17 protein-coding genes are annotated in these 17,694 nt (G+C 49.0%); 13 read left to right on the top strand and 4 right to left on the bottom strand.

The features are described 5' to 3' along the window. Nucleotides 1-177: 177 nt before the first annotated feature. The gene (locus A0126_RS18260; protein ID WP_088837189.1) at nucleotides 178-1,149 is read left to right on the top strand and encodes a phosphotransferase; all 972 of its coding nucleotides are present in this window, start codon (nucleotides 178-180) and stop codon (nucleotides 1,147-1,149) included. 127 nt (nucleotides 1,150-1,276) lie between these two features. On the opposite strand, the gene A0126_RS18255 is transcribed toward A0126_RS18260, so the two are convergent. Next, the gene (locus tag A0126_RS18255; protein WP_239456722.1) at nucleotides 1,277-2,746 is read right to left on the bottom strand and encodes a potassium/proton antiporter; all 1,470 of its coding nucleotides are present in this window, start codon (nucleotides 2,744-2,746) and stop codon (nucleotides 1,277-1,279) included. Nucleotides 2,747-2,922: 176 nt separating this feature from the next. Here A0126_RS18255 and A0126_RS18250 point away from each other — a divergent pair, with 176 nt between their 5' ends. From A0126_RS18250 to A0126_RS18210, 9 genes are all read left to right on the top strand, one after another. After that, nucleotides 2,923-3,795, top strand: a complete 873-nt coding sequence (locus A0126_RS18250) for an SDR family NAD(P)-dependent oxidoreductase (RefSeq protein ID WP_088837187.1) — start codon at nucleotides 2,923-2,925, stop codon at nucleotides 3,793-3,795. 233 nt (nucleotides 3,796-4,028) lie between these two features. Continuing rightward, entirely contained in the window at nucleotides 4,029-4,514 is a 486-nt protein-coding gene (locus A0126_RS18245; protein WP_029330260.1) for a GNAT family N-acetyltransferase, read from the top strand. 73 nt (nucleotides 4,515-4,587) lie between these two features. Continuing rightward, nucleotides 4,588-5,637 carry an oxidoreductase gene (locus tag A0126_RS18240; RefSeq protein ID WP_088837186.1) on the top strand — a complete coding sequence of 350 codons (1,050 nt, stop codon included), beginning with the start codon at nucleotides 4,588-4,590 and terminating at the stop codon, nucleotides 5,635-5,637. A 462-nt stretch (nucleotides 5,638-6,099) separates the two neighbouring features. Beyond that, on the top strand, nucleotides 6,100-7,185 hold the full coding sequence (locus A0126_RS18235; protein WP_088837185.1) for an SH3 domain-containing protein: 1,086 nt from the start codon (nucleotides 6,100-6,102) through the stop codon (nucleotides 7,183-7,185). Nucleotides 7,186-7,344: 159 nt separating this feature from the next. Next, entirely contained in the window at nucleotides 7,345-9,024 is a 1,680-nt protein-coding gene (locus A0126_RS18230) for a DUF2339 domain-containing protein (protein WP_088837184.1), read from the top strand. A gap of 135 nt (nucleotides 9,025-9,159) precedes the next feature. Continuing rightward, on the top strand, nucleotides 9,160-9,993 hold the full coding sequence (gene efeO, locus A0126_RS18225) for an iron uptake system protein EfeO (protein WP_088837183.1): 834 nt from the start codon (nucleotides 9,160-9,162) through the stop codon (nucleotides 9,991-9,993). Nucleotides 9,994-9,995: 2 nt separating this feature from the next. After that, nucleotides 9,996-11,237 carry an iron uptake transporter deferrochelatase/peroxidase subunit gene (efeB, locus tag A0126_RS18220; RefSeq protein WP_088837182.1) on the top strand — a complete coding sequence of 414 codons (1,242 nt, stop codon included), beginning with the start codon at nucleotides 9,996-9,998 and terminating at the stop codon, nucleotides 11,235-11,237. Next, on the top strand, nucleotides 11,221-12,900 hold the full coding sequence (locus A0126_RS18215; RefSeq protein ID WP_088837181.1) for an FTR1 family iron permease: 1,680 nt from the start codon (nucleotides 11,221-11,223) through the stop codon (nucleotides 12,898-12,900). Before efeB ends, A0126_RS18215 begins: the two co-directional genes overlap by 17 nt. A gap of 96 nt (nucleotides 12,901-12,996) precedes the next feature. Beyond that, the gene (locus A0126_RS18210; protein WP_088837180.1) at nucleotides 12,997-13,458 is read left to right on the top strand and encodes a YflT domain-containing protein; all 462 of its coding nucleotides are present in this window, start codon (nucleotides 12,997-12,999) and stop codon (nucleotides 13,456-13,458) included. A gap of 55 nt (nucleotides 13,459-13,513) precedes the next feature. On the opposite strand, the gene A0126_RS19290 is transcribed toward A0126_RS18210, so the two are convergent. Both A0126_RS19290 and A0126_RS18205 read right to left on the bottom strand, forming a co-directional pair. Beyond that, nucleotides 13,514-13,681, bottom strand: a complete 168-nt coding sequence (locus A0126_RS19290; protein WP_157898483.1) for a hypothetical protein — start codon at nucleotides 13,679-13,681, stop codon at nucleotides 13,514-13,516. 69 nt (nucleotides 13,682-13,750) lie between these two features. Further along, nucleotides 13,751-14,287 carry a flavodoxin family protein gene (locus tag A0126_RS18205; RefSeq protein WP_088837179.1) on the bottom strand — a complete coding sequence of 179 codons (537 nt, stop codon included), beginning with the start codon at nucleotides 14,285-14,287 and terminating at the stop codon, nucleotides 13,751-13,753. Between the two features lie 151 nt (nucleotides 14,288-14,438). On the opposite strand from A0126_RS18205, the gene A0126_RS18200 reads away from it, so the two are divergent. Then, nucleotides 14,439-15,107 (top strand): hypothetical protein, encoded by a 669-nt coding sequence (locus tag A0126_RS18200; RefSeq protein WP_088837178.1) that lies wholly within the window; start codon nucleotides 14,439-14,441, stop codon nucleotides 15,105-15,107. Here the strand turns inward: A0126_RS18200 and A0126_RS18195 are convergent. After that, entirely contained in the window at nucleotides 15,093-15,941 is an 849-nt protein-coding gene (locus A0126_RS18195; RefSeq protein ID WP_088837177.1) for an alpha/beta fold hydrolase, read from the bottom strand. The genes A0126_RS18200 and A0126_RS18195 overlap by 15 nt on opposite strands. Before the next feature lie 113 nt (nucleotides 15,942-16,054). Between A0126_RS18195 and A0126_RS18190 the strand changes: the two genes are divergently transcribed. After that, nucleotides 16,055-17,059 carry a helix-turn-helix transcriptional regulator gene (locus A0126_RS18190; protein WP_088837176.1) on the top strand — a complete coding sequence of 335 codons (1,005 nt, stop codon included), beginning with the start codon at nucleotides 16,055-16,057 and terminating at the stop codon, nucleotides 17,057-17,059. 133 nt (nucleotides 17,060-17,192) lie between these two features. Continuing rightward, nucleotides 17,193-17,519 (top strand): hypothetical protein, encoded by a 327-nt coding sequence (locus A0126_RS18185; protein WP_088837175.1) that lies wholly within the window; start codon nucleotides 17,193-17,195, stop codon nucleotides 17,517-17,519. Nucleotides 17,520-17,694: the final 175 nt, after the last annotated feature.

The following is a 17,694-nucleotide window of genomic DNA, read 5'->3' as shown; positions in this document are numbered from 1 at the left end:
TAACAAACGCTGGTAGAAAACAAGTAAATTCTATTGAATGAGGATCGAACCCCCGATGTCTTCGCCCTGCGAAAAAACGTCGGGGGTTTTTTCGCATAAGTTAACGGTTCAATCGATTCTGGCGCCTCTCAAGGCGAAAAAGTTCGTAAAAAATAACGGAGATAACAGGAGAAACATATGGAATCATACCGATTTGATCAGATTTGTGTATTGTTTGATTTAGGCGAACGGACAGAAGACCCACGCCCCCTTTCCGGCGGTTTCATCCATGACATGTATGGACTGAGGACGACAAAAGGACATTATGCTGTAAAATGCTTGAATCCGCAGATTATGAGACGACCTGACGCGTTTGCGAACTTCAAAAACGCGGAAGATTTTGCATTGCTTGCAGGTCGGCACCTTTCCGCTCTTCCGGCAAAACGGATACGGGGGGAAGCGGTGCAACAGATAGCTGACGAGTACTTTCTTATTTTTGACTGGGTCGACGGCAACCTGCTTTCCTTGAAGGAGATCCAGCCATCCCATTGTAATACCATCGGGACCTATCTCGCAGGCTTACACCAACTTGATGCTGGCATGGTCCCCGCAGTGGTTGGAACGATTAGCCACGACTGGACAACTCATCTCAAAAGAGGCCAAGCAATCGACGCCGAGTGGAGTGTTGCCCTAAGCGAAATCACCGAGGCGTTAAAAGTGTGGAACGAGCGAGCAGTGCGAGCAGAAGCGTTCCTATCCAACGCTTGCGTCATGAGTCACCGCGACTTGGATCCTAAAAATGTCTTATGGACGAAAAACGACCTGGTCGTCATTGACTGGGAATCGGCGGGTCCGATTCATCCTGTCCTTGATGTCCTTGAGACGGCGCTTTACTGGTCAGAGGATGAGACGGGGCATCTGAACAAGCAGAAGTTTCAAGCATTTTTTAGTGGTTACACAACGAAAAATAACCTAGGGGATGCGAAATGGTCGGCTGTAATCGCCTGTAGCTATTCGAGCAAACTTGATTGGCTCGCTTATAATATCAGCCGGACATTCAGTGCGGATAAAACGGAGCGACGAATCGGTACAGAACAGGTGAAACAGACGATCCTCGACTTAAAACGCCACACGGACCGGATGGAGACGCTGAAAGGCTGGCTGACTTAAACGTCGCAACAACATCCATCTGGGATAGGACTCTTACGTCTGAACAAAGTACCGGACATCCCGTCCAACATCCATCACAGGACCGATGATCCCGCTTTTTTCACGGAATCATCGGTCCTTTTTAACTTTAAAGACCAAGCGAGGCAATCAGCTTTCGAATCCGTTCTTCCGATTGTTTCGGCGTCAGAATCAGGAGTTGATCGCCACCAATCAATCGTGTCTGACCGCGGGGGGTAATGATGGCATCGTCACGAATGACGGCGACGACGAGCAGATCCTGCGGCATCTCAATCTCTTGCAATGTTTTCCCGTCAATCCGACAGAACGACGGGACACTGACCTCGACGATTTCAGCATTCGGATTTGCGACCGTCATGAATTGAATCAACGGCTCAATCCCGATCGTTGGTTTCACTTCGAGCTTCATGACACGGACAATCCACGGTAAGGCCGTTCCCTGCAGTAAAGCCGATGTCATGACAGTGAAGAAGACGATGTTGAACAAGAGATAGGAGTTCGCAAGTCCGCTCGAAAGCGGATAGGTCGCAAGGATGATTGGTACGGCGCCGCGTAGTCCGGCAGCCGTGATGACACTTTGCTCCCGGTAATTGTAGTGAAAGGGAAGAAGTGAGATGAAAACAGCGAGTGGTCGTGCGACGAGAATCAGCGTCACGACGATGATGCCTGAAATGAGCAGCATCTGCGGATCGAGCAGTTGGCGCGGGAAGACGAGCAGTCCGAGCATGATGAACATCCCGACTTCTGCCAGATGCGACAAGCTGCCGCTGAAACGAATCAAGATGTCGCGGTAAATCATGTCGTGGTTACTGATCCAAATGCCTGTCACGTAGACGGCGAGGAAGCCACTCGCATGGATACTCGTCGCGATCCCGTAAGACAGTAAGGCGCCGCTGATCAAGAGTGTCGGATACAGGGCCGATGCTTGAAGCTGAATCCGGTTCATCAATTGTGTCAAGAACCAGCCGATACAGAGACCGACGAGTAAACCGATTCCCATTTCGTAGAATAAAGACAGGACGCCACTGATAATCGAGAAACTTTCCGGATCGAGCGCAAGTTCTGTAAAGAGAATCGTCAAAAAGACAGCCATCGGATCATTTGTTCCGGACTCCGCTTCCAGTGTATGTTTGACCTTCTCATCGACAGGACGTCCGCTCAGTAAGGAAAAGACAGCCGCTGCATCGGTCGAGCCGACGAGGGCGCCGACGAGTAACGCCATCGGCCAGCTGAAATCAAGAATGAAGTGGGCGACGAGTGCAATCAAGCCAGTCGTGATGACGACGCCGACCGTCGCAAGCGAAAGGGCAGCAGGGAGGACTTGCCTGAAATCGCCCCATTTCGTGTTGAGACCGCCATCGAACAAAATGATGACGAGGGCGATTGTTCCGAATAGACGCGCTTGTTCAAAGTCAGAAAAAGCAATCCATCCTGCGACATCCGTTCCTGCAAGAATGCCGACGAACACGAATAAAATCAAGGTCGGGACGTTGAGACGAAAGGAGAACTTGGTCGTGATGATTGCGAGTAGTAACAAAATACCGGCAAGTAGTAAGACGGTTCCTTCATGCACATGCATACCTCCTCGAATCGGGGCAGGGTTCTCTTCTGTTACGTTTAGTATACGCTATTCACCTCTTTTGCAGGCGGAGAAGTCTTTTTTTGAAATGATGTGTATAAATCGACGGAAAAAGGAAAACACTCAATATATATGCATGTAAACGAAGAAAGCGTAATTAGAGGAGGAAAATGGAAATGAACATATGTATCGTGACAGGCGCAAACTCGGGGATGGGAATGGTGACAATCCAAGCGTTGCTTGAACGGGGGGACCGCGTCATTGCGACCGTCCGCTCAGAGAAGAAAGCAACACTGCTCGTCCAAATGTTACGTGAACATGGGGTGTCGCATACGAATCTTGAAATCGAAATCGTTCAACTTGACCAACTGGAATCCGTCCGCCGGTTTGCAGACCACTTGTTTGAGCAGATTGGTCGCATCGATCGCCTGATTTTAAATGCCGGGGTCATGGTCCCGCCGTATCATTTGACGAAAGACGGCTTCGAATCCCAGTTCCAAGTCAACTACCTGAGTCACTTCTATTTGATTGAACGCTTGCTGCCGCTCCTTCAACACGGAAACGATCCACGGGTCATCTCGATTTCATCGCTCGCCGGGGAAGGTGGACTCGTCCGAACAGATATCGAACTGGAATCGATTGCCCATGTTAAAAAAGAACAATACAACCCGATGCGGTCGTACCGCGAATCGAAATTGCTACAGATGGTCCACATGCGTGAACTCGCGGACAAGTATGGGGACGATGTGACATTCGTCAGCGTCCATCCCGGCATCGTCAATACCGACTTGTTCTATCGTGGCAAGTACGGCAAAGCGATGAAGGTGCTTTTAAAGCCGATCGCTCAAATCGGTTACTGGACCGGGAAACTGTATACGCCGGAGTACGGGGCGAAAACCGCACTGTACCTCGCGACGACGAATGACCGGCTCGACAATGGCGGCTATTACGCCGATTCCGCACCACGTCTCAGTAACCCGGTCGTCGAGGATACGCGCTACCGTGAAGATGCGCGCCGTCTATCGAAAAAATGGGTCGGACTCGACTGAAGACAAAAAAAGGCCTACCGGCTCGTGGGAAGCCGGTAGATCCACGTTGTGAAGACTGGGGGTCTGATCACACTTTTAGAATACGATATTTAAAAATAAAATTGTAGAATATGAAAAAAATCACAAAATGATGCGTTTTTATGATTTTTTTTTAGCGATGCGAGCAAAACGGTTTTCTTCTGGTGCAGTTTTCGTTAGGATAAAGAAGAATTTTTGCTTACAGGAGGTACAACATGATACGACTAGCTACATCACAAGACGTTCGAAACATCGCAACACTACTCGAGCACAAGGCGCTCGCACTCCAAGCGACGGGCAGCACACAGTGGTCTGCTTACCTTGAACAAGACATCGAAACACTCGTCCAAGAGGATCTTGATGCCGGAAGACTGTTTGTTTTTGAAGAAAACGACCAGTTGCTCGGTTCCGTTGCCCTGCTTCCTTCGATGGAATGGGATCGCTCGTTATGGGCAGATACAGAAGGTCTTTATATCCACCGGATTGTCGTCAGTGATTTGGCGAAAGGACGCCGCGTCGGAAAACAACTTCTTGATTATGTAATCGAGTTGACGGATTACGAAGGGGAAACACTTCGCCTCGACTGCGTGGCGTCAAATGCATTTTTAAACGACTATTATACGTCGGTCGGTTTTACGTACCAAGGAACATATGACGGATTTTCGACATATGAGTACGAACGAATCGAAGCGACGGCATAATCGGTCATTTGTTCAAGACAAGTCGTAGCCGCTTTGTTAAGGTAAAAGAAAAGTAATTGCGAGGAGTGATAGAATGCGACTTCAGATTGGCTTCATCGGCTTCGGTAAGAGCACGACCCGTTATCATCTGCCTTATGTCATGATTGATCCCCATTTCGAGGTGACGTGGATTTATAATCGGACGGCAAAACCGGAGTTAGAGGAAAAATATATGGACAAGCTTCCCGCAGTCCAGTTCACGACGGACCTCGACAAGATGTTGTCGGACGAGAAGCTTCAAGTCGTCGTCATCAACACACCGCCTGCGACGCATTTTGCCTATGCCTTGAAGGCGTTGCAACAGCAGAAGCACGTCCTCGTCGAAAAACCTTTTACCGTCACAGAACAAGAAGCGGTGCAACTGTTTGAGGAAGCACGTAAGCAAGGCGTCAAGCTACTCGCCTATCAAAATCGGCGTTTCGATAGCGACTTTCAAGCCGTCGCCCAAGTCATTGCGTCCGGAAAGCTCGGTCGCATCGTCGAAGTCGTCTCGCATTTCGACTTGTATCGCCCGGATGCGAAGCCGGCGAATACGGCGAATGAGAACGGTGCGCTCTATAGTCTCGGCGTCCATACGATTGATCAAATCATTGCCTTGTTCGGAAGACCGAACCAAGTCGCTTATGACATCCGAACCGTCCGGGGTACTGCGATTCCGGACGATACGTTTGCGCTTGATTTTTATTATGACGATTTCAAGGCGAGTGTCCGAACGAGTCATGTCGCACTGGCACCCGCTCCGCGCTGGATGATTCATGGGACGAACGGGACGTTCATCAAACAGCATGTCGATCGGCAAGAGCTTGACTTAAAAGCAGACTACTTCCCAGGGGAAGAAGGATTCGGGGAAGATTCGGAAGATGATTTCGGTCGGTTACTCTATCATGATAACCACAATCATCTTCAAAATGTCCGGATTCCGAGTCCGATTGGTGACTACGGTAAATTATATCGGGCATTTTACCGGAGTATCGTTGAAGATGCCCCTCTTCCAGTGACGGAAGAAGAGACGACGTTCGTCGCCCATGTGCTCGAGCAGGCGTTCACTCAACCGTCACCGTTTATCGTCAATATTAAAAATTGAATTTCATTTAAAAAGCTACAGGGTCGCGACCGATTACTTTTCGTGCTTTAAAAGCGATTCAAGACGGATTGCGCTTTAAAACGTCTCCATGCCCGGCTTTTTGGTCACGGTATTAGCTAAAAAGCGTCATGTTTCGTTGACTCCTACGGGAAAAAGTGCGTTTTTAACGCACGTTCAGAGGCAGGCAAGACCCTGCGCGTTGGCCGCTAGGATCCAAGGAGCAACGGCTTGCGCCTCGCCCGAGGAACGCAACGAACAAAGACGCTTGATCTCCCGATAGAACTTTGTCTACAGTCTGAATCTTCTTGTTGTGCATATACAACAGGAGGATTTTTTTTGTTACAAAGAATGAAGATATTTCTATTTTTTCAGAATTTTCTTTTGAAATCATGATTATTATTTCAATAACTTGGGAAAAATGGTGTATATCATCGTATTGTCATTCTGTTAAGGGGGTCTATCATGAAGAAGTTTTTTTCAAGTGTCATCGTCGCTGGTGTTCTGTTTGGCGTATTCAGTCCGTCGCTCGTCGCACATGCCGCCACGAAGCTGACCATCACGACCGCAGTCTTACGTGTCCGTGAAAAGCCGACGACCTCAAGCAAGATTCTCGGGAATGTCGTCAAAGGAAACGTCTATACGTTAAAAGGAACATCGGGAAGTTGGTACAAAATCACCTATAAATCACGGACGGGGTACATACACAAAGATTATGTGAAGACATCGACGACGTCCTCGAAATACACATCGACCGGCACGAAGTATACGACGGTCGGGACGTTAAACGTCAGAACGGGCCCGAGCACAAAATACAAATCCGTCACCCAGCTCGGTAAAGGGGTCAAAGTCGCAACGTATGGCACGTCAGGGAGCTTTACACGTATTTTGTATAGCGGGAGCTACCGCTATGTCTCGACACAGTACTTAACGAAAACGAAGCCAACGAGCAGTACGACTAAAAAATTAAATGTCCCGTACTACAATCAATACACGTTAGGCTACCCGTCAGGTTGCGAGTTCGTCTCGTTGAAGATGGCGCTCGCCTACAAGAAAAAGTCTGTTTCGGCTGCGTCGCTCTATAAACAACTACCGAAAAGCATCAGCAATGCGACCTACAAAAATGGGAAATACTACTGGGCCGATCCAGAAAAAATGTTTACGGGTGATCCGGCCGGGACGCTCTCTTACTACAAAAACTGGGGCGTCTATCCAAAAGGCATTCTCCCGCTCGCTAAAAAATACCGGAGTGGCGCCGTCGATATCTCCAAACAAGGTGTCAGTAAGATTGAACGTGAAATCCGGAGCGGGAATCCCGTCATCGTCTGGGCGACCGTTGATTTCAAAAATCCATATGGCTACTTCTCTTGGATCAAGCCGGACGGCAAAACGTTCACCGGGTACCGGAACTATCACGTCATGCTCGTGACGGGTGTTTCAAGCAGTTCGTTCTACGTGTCTGATCCGTACCGTGGGAAATACGCCGTCAGTCGCGCACAGTTCACATCTGTTTATAACACGACGGGACAATATGCGTTATCCGTTCGTTAACCGGTCTCCTGACAAACGACTTTCACCTTTTCCAAAAGGGCGGAAGTCGTTTTTTTTCGTTGAATCGTCACCTGACGTTTCCTTATTTTTGAAAAAATAAGAAAAAGGCAGAAGAAACAGGTACACTAGTACCATCTAAAATAAAGAAAGGGTGGAATGATGGAAGAACAACGAATCACCCAACTGGAACAGGAACTCGAGGCGTTGAAGTTACGTGTCGCGCAACTCGAACAGCTGCATCCTGTTCCGCATCCAACGTCGACTCCGGAGCAAAGTACGGTCGCGACACCGAAAAAAAGACCCGCCTTCGTCAAAAAAGACGACACGTTTTCACCAAAAATCAAACAAATCCGGACGCGCGATGAGTGGGAACACATGATTGCGACCATCTGGTTACCGCGCATCGCCGCAATTTTTGCCGCGATTGGGGCAATTTTCTTATTTTCTTACGCCTCGATCTCCGGCTGGGTCAATCCAGCGGTCCGAGTCGGCAGCGGAGTGCTCATCGGATTGCTCTTAATCGGAGTAGGCGAGTATCAGTATGAGAAAAAGCGACGAGAACTCGGCGTCGGGCTCGTCGCGACGGGGACCATCGTTTCTTTAGCCGCCTTGTTCGCTGGCATGGCGTTGTATCAATTCTATTCGCCGGGTCTTGCCTTCTCGCTCGAACTCGTCATTTTATTCATTACGTTCGGATTAATGTTATGGATGGCGTCACGTGTCCTCCTGATTCTCGTCTCAATCACCGGATTTTTACTCCCGTTTCTGCAACTGGCGGACGAAGCGAACGTTTCGTTGTTTTTACTGTATGAAGTGATATTGTTCGCCGCCTTGTTCTATGCCGCGGTTCGCTTAAAAACGATTCTCGGTTTCGTCGTCAGCTGGGGATTCCTGACGATCGCTCTTGTTACAGCGATGAGCATGGTCGGCTTTTCACCACCGTCCACGTCTGACGAAATCTCACTGCTTGCTGCGTCGCTCGTCAGCTACATCGGGACCGCCTTCACTGGGCAACGTCTCCGGATGAAGTGGAATTATCCGAGTTACGGGGCCGGTCTTATTGTGATTGCGAGTCTAGCCGTCATCGATTGGCAGTGGGGGACACTGATTGCCCTCGCGCTGGCAGGGCTTGCCTATAGCATCGCTAACTACTCAAAAGATGCCTGGCACAATGCAGTCGGTCACGCGACGGTGTTCTATGCGATCACGCAAATTCCCTATGACATACTTCGACTGAGCGAGCAGTTCGAAACCCTGTTGTTCGCCTGCATCCTGATCGGCCTTTGGTTCGTCAAACGCCAGCACATGCCGTACCAACGGATGATCGCTCTCGCTTTGTATGTCTACTTCATCTTCGACCAGATTACGCAGTCGGGTATGTACGCGGCAATGAACGACTCGTTTCGTCTTTCGGTCGTCGCCTTAGTACTTGCGACGAGTGGTTTAATTTATTTACTCGTGCAACAACACCGCGCGATGGTCGAGGACGGGACGTTCCAGATCAGTCTAGTTGTCGCAGCCGTCGGCGTCCTGACGACGTATACGTTACTCGTCATGGAACTGCCGTTTTATGACGGACTCGACGAAACGAATCGCAGTACGACATTATCGGTTGCCTACATTTTACTTGCCTTGCTTCTCGTCACGATTGGTCGGATCCGTAATTTGTCCGTCTGGCGATTATCCGGTCTGCTGCTACTTAGCGTCAGTGCGATTAAGCTGTTAGTGTTTGATTTATCGTTCTTGACGCTCGTCCAAAAAGCGTTTGTCTTTATCGGGTTTGCAATCGTAGCGTTCATCATTTCACGGACGTATTTTAAAAAGCGAAAAAACAACTAAATGAGCAAAAACCCGTCCTGATGACGCTCGTCAGGACGGGTTTTTCATGTTAGCTCTAAATTTATATTGATAACGATTATCATTATCGTCTATACTAACAACTGAACTTACTTAACGATTTGGGGGAAATGAATCATGTCACATAAGAAAATCCTTACGGCGAGCGTCTTGTCACTCGCGACCTTGTTAGCTGCTTGCGGGGAACAAGAAACAACGACAAAAGCGACACCGAAAACAGCGGACGGCCAATTCGATCAGGTCGTCGCCGATTACCGCGATTATGCGATCAATGAACTCGATGCCTTCACGAATAAAACAGAAGCCTTCACGACGGCCGTCAAGGAAGGGGACCTTGAAAAAGCGAAAGCGCTCTATGCACCGGCGCGGATGCACTATGAACGGGCGGAACCGATCGCGGAAGTTTTCGGTGACCTCGATCCGAAAATCGATGCCCGTGCAGGTGACGTCAAGGAATCCGAGTGGGGCGGTTATCACCGGATCGAACAAGGCTTGTTCGAAAAGGGAACAACAAAAGGGTATGAGCAATACGCGGAGCAATTGATGCAGGACGTCCACCTCTTGCGTGCAAAAGTCGAAACAGTCGACGTGACACCGGAGCTTCTCGTGACGGGGGCAACGGATTTATTGAATGAAGTCTCGACTTCGAAAGTGACAGGCGAAGAAGACCGCTATTCACATACCGATCTTTATGATTTTGCAGCGAACGTCCAAGGGGCGGAAAAAATTTATCAGTTATTGAACCCGAGCCTGATGAAACAAGACGACGCATTGTCAAAAGAGATCGCAGCGCGCTTTGAAGACGTCAATGCCTTGTTAGAAGCGAAGAAAACGGAAAAGGGGTACGTCCTCTATACGGACTTATCAAAAACCGACGTTAAACAGTTGAGTCAAGCCATTAACGAACTGGCAGAACCGCTGTCGAAGATGGGCATCGTACTGGAGGGATAATCATGACACGACCAACATTAGAGGCTGGCATGACGCGGCGTGATGTCTTAAAAGTCGCCGGCCTGACCGGTCTCGGTGCAGCTTTTTATGCAAGTGGTGTCGAACGCTTCTTACCGCGCGCCTTGACGGCTAAGGCGTCCGATCAAGTCCCGTTTTACGGCACCTATCAAGCGGGCATCATGACGCCGGCCCAAAATCATGTCCAACTCGTCGCTTTTGACGTCAAGACGGATCGCCGCGACGAGCTGATTGATTTATTGAAGCGCTGGACGCGGGCTTGCGCGCGCTTATCAGCAGGACTATCGCTCGGCGAAACAGATAGCGCCTACATCCCACCGGACGACACCGGTGAAGCAGAGGGGTTATCTGCAAGTCACTTGACGTTCACGTTCGGTTGCGGAATTAGTTTATTTGAAGGGGATCGTTTCGGCATCGGCCATAAACGCCCGGCACTCTTACGAGATTTACCGACATTTGATTTGGACCAGCTCGATGAGAAATGGTCCGGCGGTGACTTGATTGTCCAAATTTGTGCGGACGACCAGCAAGTCGTCTTCCACGCGTTACGCAACTTGACCCGAATCGGACGGGGTGTCGTCAAGATTCGTTGGACGCAAGCCGGTTTCCAGCGGTCGAAAGTGGCAGATGCGACAGGCGGGACACCGCGGAACTTGTTCGGATTCAAAGATGGGACAGGCAATCCTGACGTGACGAAAGCAGCGACGCGGGAGAATACGCTGTTTTATCAATGGCGTGATGGTTCACCTTGGCTGACGAACGGGACGTTTCTCGTCGTTCGCCGGATTCAGATGCACCTTGAAGTCTGGGACCGGACGATTTTGAAGGAGCAGGAGCGGACATTCGGGCGTGAACGGGCGTCCGGGGCACCACTCGGTTCAAAAGATGAGTTCGCGTCCGTTACACCGACGAAACGGATCGCACGGGGGGAAGCAGAACTACCGGCAGACTCGCATACAGCGGTCGCGCATGGTGAAGGAAAGGTGCAACTGCTCCGACGCTCCTACTCCTACCAGGATGGCGTTGATGAGACGACAGGCGCATTAGACGCCGGTCTGTTGTTCCTCTCGTATCAGCGATCGCCGGAGCAGTTCATCACGATCCAAGAACGGCTCGCAACTTCTGACCGGATGAATGAATACATTACTCATCGTGGAAGCGCGCTGTTCGCGTGTTTCGGCGGCATTCAAAAAGGAGGTTACATCGGTGATGCGCTCTTTGCTTAAAGCTGCCTTACTCGTGTTCCTTATATGTAGCACGCTCATCCCCCATGCGGGTGCAGAGGCGAAAACCGATGCCCTTTACGTGTCGATTGGTCAAGCCATCTCAGCCGTGAAGGCGGAAGATCGCGATGCACTTTCAAAACGAATCGCGACGTTAGCTAAACAATCAAAGGAACTGGCTGACTCAGATGAAAAAGCCGTCATCTTAAAGCGTTTATCGACGCTGAAACAACATCAGGATGCGTCGTTCGCGACGATCAGTGCGGACTTGACGGCACTGTCGACGGCCGTCCGGACGCTCGAAGACACAATGCGTCCCGCGCAGGATGCGACGGCCCGGACCCGTCTGCTTGATTTGCATGAAGTGACCAAGCAAATGCGGCAAGCGGATGCGGGTGAGCGAAAGAAACTCGAACAGACCTTGTTAAAGGAATGGACGGCCCGTGAGAGCGTCGTCCGGGAAGAAAGCATCGGTCACTACGGAAAAGTCGAGATGGCGTTATCTGCGATTCGCATCGCACAAGCGCGCCAGACATTCGACCAGACGGAATGGAACGAGGCCCTCGACCAGTTTGATACAAGCATCGACTCATTCGTCGAAGGGGACATCGTCAAGACGGCATCAGTCGAATTGACCGATTTGATCCGTTTACTCGATCAGGCGTCGGATGCGCTCGTTGCAAAAGACCTCGACGGGGCGCGGTCGACTTTGACGACGTTCATCGCCCAGTGGCCGAGCGGAGAAGGGGCGGTCCGGACACGAGACAGTGCTTTATATACGCAAGTCGAGACGGACGTCCCCTTATTGCTCGCCCGCTTAAACGGGGAGACGCGGAACGCGACAATCACTTCGTTACAGGAATTAAGCGCATCGCTCGGACAACTGACCGACCAGACGAGCTATACGTTCGTCGACGCGATGCTCGTCATGGTCCGGGAAGGACTTGAAGCGTTGCTGATTATCAGTGCGCTCGTCGCCTTAACACGTAAAGCGAATTTACGGGGGGAACGGCACATCTGGTTCGGAGCCGTCCTCGGGCTTTTAGCGAGTGGTCTGCTTGCGCTAATCATTCAATTTTTCTTCTCGACCGCGCTCGCAAGTGTCGGACGAGAGCAAATTGAAGGATGGACCGGCTTGTTCGCCGTTCTCGTGATGTTACTGGTCGGAAATTGGTTACATTCGAAAACGGCCATTACTTCCCGTCAGACGCAACTCGTGTCCGACCTATCGCGGACTTCACTCTTCATCGTCAGTTTCTTGACGATTTTCCGGGAAGGTGCGGAGACATTACTCTTTTACGTCGGGATGGCACCGGCGATGACGCCACTCGCCTTAGGTGGAGGCATTTTGGCAGCCGTTCTCTTCATCGGACTCGTGTCAATTGCAGTCATCTATTTCGGTGTCCGTTTGCCGATTCGCCGTCTATTCTTAGGCGCGACCATCTTAATCTATATGATGGCCTTTAAGATACTCGGTGTAAGTCTACATGCGCTCCAACTGACAGGTGTATTGCCTGTCCATCCACTTGCGCTGCCGCCCATCGCCTGGATCGGATTTTATCCGACGATTGAAACCGTGGTGCCGCAAGTGCTGGTAGGTCTCATCATCATCCTGACGGTACTTCGTAAACAACGACGCGGCACGTCACTAAAGAAAGTTTCATAAGCAGTTTTTGAAATCCATGTTTTATTCATTATGTTTCGGGAATAACTTTATATTGAGACAGCCAACTGAGGCTTAGTATGAAGGAGATGAACGAACATGATTGAAACACGTATTGTCCGTGACATGACTGGCGTCGATGCAGAAATAACGAGTTTAAAGTCAGGCGGGTATTCAAATAAACAAATTTATATTTTTGCAAAAGACGAGGAACTGGCAGAACGGATTGCGAACGATACACAGACGCTTGCTTACCGCGTCACGAAAAAATCTTTTTTTGAAACATTGATGGCGACCGTCCGTAGTAATCGAAAAGATCGTATCGCCCAACTATCTGAACTTGGCATGACGAAAGATGTTGCAGAAAGTTTGGAAGATGAAGTCCGCCATGGCCATATCGTCATTGTCGGATCAAAGTCAGACTTAATCAACCCGGCCTATGCCGCATCTTACGTCGCAGATGAATCGAAAGATTATGGAGCGGGTGTACCGAAGCTTGAAGAAGAGGAAACGACGACAACCTTGCCTGCCGACCAAAATGTGAAGCTCAAAAACGACTAAACAGTCAAAAGACGCATTTGCGATTGCAAATGCGTCTTTTTTTGTCCTATACGACTTAACGAGAAGGCTCGATCGGATTTAAGGGAGTGGAGTGAGAATCAAGTCGTGGTCGCACGACCCGTATTTCTTCATCCGTTTGAAATAGCTGTTCTAGTAAAACGATATGATTGCGTGTCTTAAGTTGTTTCCACTTGCGTTCATTGCGTTTTTTCGACTGTAACATCTAGCACCACCTCCGATTAGTCTGACTACAGAATGGAACTAATCAAAAGATTCCCTTACATAACTTTCCTTAAACGTACGCTTTTGACATTTTTTCTCGGAACGCATCAATCTCTGCAAGGGCGACCGTATCGCGTTCGACGTCCCCCGGTGCATTCCCTTCCGCGAGGATCGCCGTTTCAAAATGGGCTCCTAAAAAGGTCGCGATATGCTCGAACTGTGTCACAAGGGCGCGTCCTTTTTCTTTCGGATCATCGCCGCCGACAGCAATCAGGTGGAATCGCTTGCCTTGCATCCGCTCACGGAAACGTAAGTCTTCATCACGCAACGATTCACTGAAGCGGTCGATGAAGAGCTTCATCTTCGTGGACATCGAATACCAGTAGATCGGCGTAATGAACACGATGTCGTCATGCTCGAGCATTTCTTCCACGATCCGCCGGTAATCATCGCCAATCGGTAAGAACCCACCATGATGCCGCCGGTCTTCCACAGGTTGAATCATCGTGTTGGCTAAATCGACCGACACATGAGGAATGCCCTCGAATGCGCGGACACCGAGCCATTCACTGTTCCCTTTTCTAGAACTGCCGTAAATCGTATACATCTTCGTTTCATCTCCTTTATTAATCGCTATTTGTCCATTGTAAGACAAAGGAAACGTTGAAATAAACTGATTTGCTTCTAAGAATGGTTTTGAAAACCGGGATTGCGGAAAAAGACTATCAGCACACCAGGAAAAGAGGAGGATACGTCTGATGGAAAGAAGTATTTTGATTGCTTTAGAAAAACACCTTTATGTGATGCACCATGATTTAGACGGTCTCGCTCGTCTTATCACGAAAAAGTTCGTTCATCTCAGTCAAGTCGCAGCGTCCGTCGAACATTTTCGTCGGATGAGCTTTGATATCTATAAATCACGGGAATCGTTGGCTCAAATTTCGCCGCAAGTCCTCTATGAGACGGCACTTGATTATGAGGACTGGCTTGAAGAGGAGTTTGATCAAATCCCACCGAGCTGGATGCTCAGCCGTGATGAGGAACTAGCACTTGATCAACTTTGGTGGTTTGAATTTTTCCGGATTCAAGCTGAACTCGAGGAATGGCTCAGCCTGTACTTAATTCGTCGAATCCGTGAAGACATTCGGTATGTACCCCCTGTCATTGAAAAGAACGCCTATGCATTATCGGACGACGCCCGTCATGTCTTTTGGCGTTTGTTGCAACGGTCCGTTGCCAAACCTTCGTCGAAAATCAAAGCGAATCAACTGTCCTGTCGAATGGGCATCGCAGAAATCGCCCGCTGTGCCCGCTTGAACGAAGAACGGACGGAGCAGGCGATCGACGAATTGACGGCCCGGGGAATCATCTCGATTGTCGAGGAAAATGAAAAAATGAAGCTACATGTTCGTTTACAGGTGATTTAATGTGATGAAGCGTTCAATCATTCGTTCATCTCGTCGTGCTGAAGGACCAATCCAAATCAAATGACCCGGACTTTTCGATTCGATGAACTGGGCATGGGGGATCAGACGCTGCGTATAGCGGGCATGCTCGAACGGGACAGCGCGATCGGCTTGTGAATGGACGATTAGGACTGGGCAGCTGACCGTTTCGAGTGTCTGTCGCTCAAGCTGCTGAGTGATGTCGAACAAGACGCCGCGCCCGGGACCGTTCTGTAGTCCGACGGCATACAATAAGCGTTCATCCTCATGCGTCAAGAGTGACCGAATGTCACTACGTTGCAATAGGCTCGTCATTTCGACCATCCGGACGGACGCCTCTTCAGGAAATTTTTTTAACTTATCTTTAACATATGTCCATAATACCCACTGAATGAAGTGGAGTGGACGTTGCAAGAGCGGTTGAATCAATACGTTCTGGTATGGAAGTGAAATTTGATGAGACATCGCACACGCTAAAACGAGTGAGCAAGCAGCATCGTTTTGGCTCGCTAGGGCGATTGCTGTCGGACCGCCTGCTGAGATGCCGTAGATGGTATAGCGCGTAAAACCACGTGCTTGCATCCAACCTTTATAAAACGCAGCTAGCTCGACAGGAGACTCCGCTAACCGCAGCGGGGTTTTTCCGTATCCGGGACGTGACGGGACAATCACGCGGTACCCGGCTTGAATTAATTTTTCGACATGATAGATTTCCCGGTAATCGGACTGTGTACCGTGGATTAACAGAATGATGGGACCTGTTCCGCTATCCCGGTAATCAAATTGTTGTTCCTTCCATTCACCAATCAAATGCATCCAAATTCTCCTAACGATATAAATTTTACCAATTTATTGTTAATATTATTATTTATTTACGGTATACTCGAAGTATAATCAAATACCGTAACGATAGGAAATGAGGATGTACCGTGCCTACTGAAAAATTATCAAACCGTGATCGCTTACTGGCTGTTCGGGATATTTTTGAAAAATACTCGGACGAAGAGGAGACCTTGACGTTAGAAGACTTGAGTATCGCTTTATCAAAACGAGGATTGATTGAAAAATTATCAAGAAAATCGCTGAAGGACGATATTGAGGCCCTCGCGAAAGCAGGGTTTGATGTCGTCAAAGAAGAGACGAAAAATGGACTGGCGACGCCATATCATCTCGTCAGCCGGCGGTTTGAGCATCACCAGTTGCGTTTACTCGTCGACGCGATTGCAAGTGCGAAATTCATTTCGGAAAGTGAGACGAAGGCGCTTGTTCGAACGATTCAATCATTGACGAGCGAGCGGTTGGCGAAGACGTTGAACCCCGTCATCCATACGGTAAAAAAACCAAAAGGAATGATTCCGTTCTCGATCGATACGATTCAAAAGGCGATTACGGAACAAGAAATCATCAGCTTTCAGTACCAAGGGAAGTTTAATGAACGGACGCGGAAGTTCGAGCTCCGCCGAGATGGTGATTTTTATCTCGTCACACCAGCGCACCTAATTGTCGATAACGGGAACTATTACTTAATCGGTCGTGATGAACGTGTCCAGCAGATTCGGACATATCGTGTCGACCGGATCGTCCAGTGCAGTGTATTCGAACCGGCAGAGACTCCGGTCGAGGTGGATCCTTCCTACTTGAGTAACATGTTCAACATGTACGGAGGGGAAGATGAGCAACTGACGTTAAAATTTCACGAAAGCGTCATGCCGACGGTCGTCGATCGATTCGGGACGGATATCCGCTGTCGACGAATCGACGAGGAATGGTTCGAGGTTAAAGTCAGTGCCCTCTTCTCGGAAGGCTTCATGATATGGTTGATTCAATTTGCTAACTTAGCTGAAATCATCGAACCGAGCATCCGTCGTGAAACCTTTAAAGAGAAGGTCCTTCAGTTGGCGCGAATCTATCAGGAAAGTTCTGTTGTAAACTAATGCTGCGAAAAGTGTCCTTGCAAGTGAAAGGACACTTTTTGTCGTTTTTTGTCGTATATTCATATTTGAATATTTTCGCGTATCTTTTCCGTCTACTATTAAGGGTATCTGATACTTATGTAGGAGGAACGTCATGCAACAGATGGAAAATCGCCGTACACGGGGCTGGATGGATGGACTATTGTATCTATTCTTCGTCTGTCTATCCTATACTTCCTGGTACTTATTGTTTATTTTCGCTTTTAACTTACTTTTTGCGGAAGAACTATTAGAAACGATGGATATCGTTATTTTTGGTTTTAGTCCACTCTTTGCACTAGCCATTACAGTCTTTTCGATTCGTCTCTTTAAACGTCGTGGTCAACTCAAACATATCCCGGTAATTCTTGTCGTCTATTCGCTTGCAACGAGTATTTTACTGTATTATTCAATCGCTTATTCGGTCTTACCACGGCTGTAACGAGACTTGCATCATCCCGTTATTTGGAATATGCTACGCTTATAGCTCATGCCAATAAGGGGGGATACCATGAACACACAGTATATCCTCGACTGGATGCCGTTAGTGCTTCCTGTCGGTGCAATCGTCTTTATCGTCGTCATCGCACGTAAAGCATCGAAAATTGATTCAACTA

Source organism: Exiguobacterium sp. N4-1P (assembly GCF_002214325.1).
This window is presented reverse-complemented; position numbering and strand designations above follow the sequence as displayed.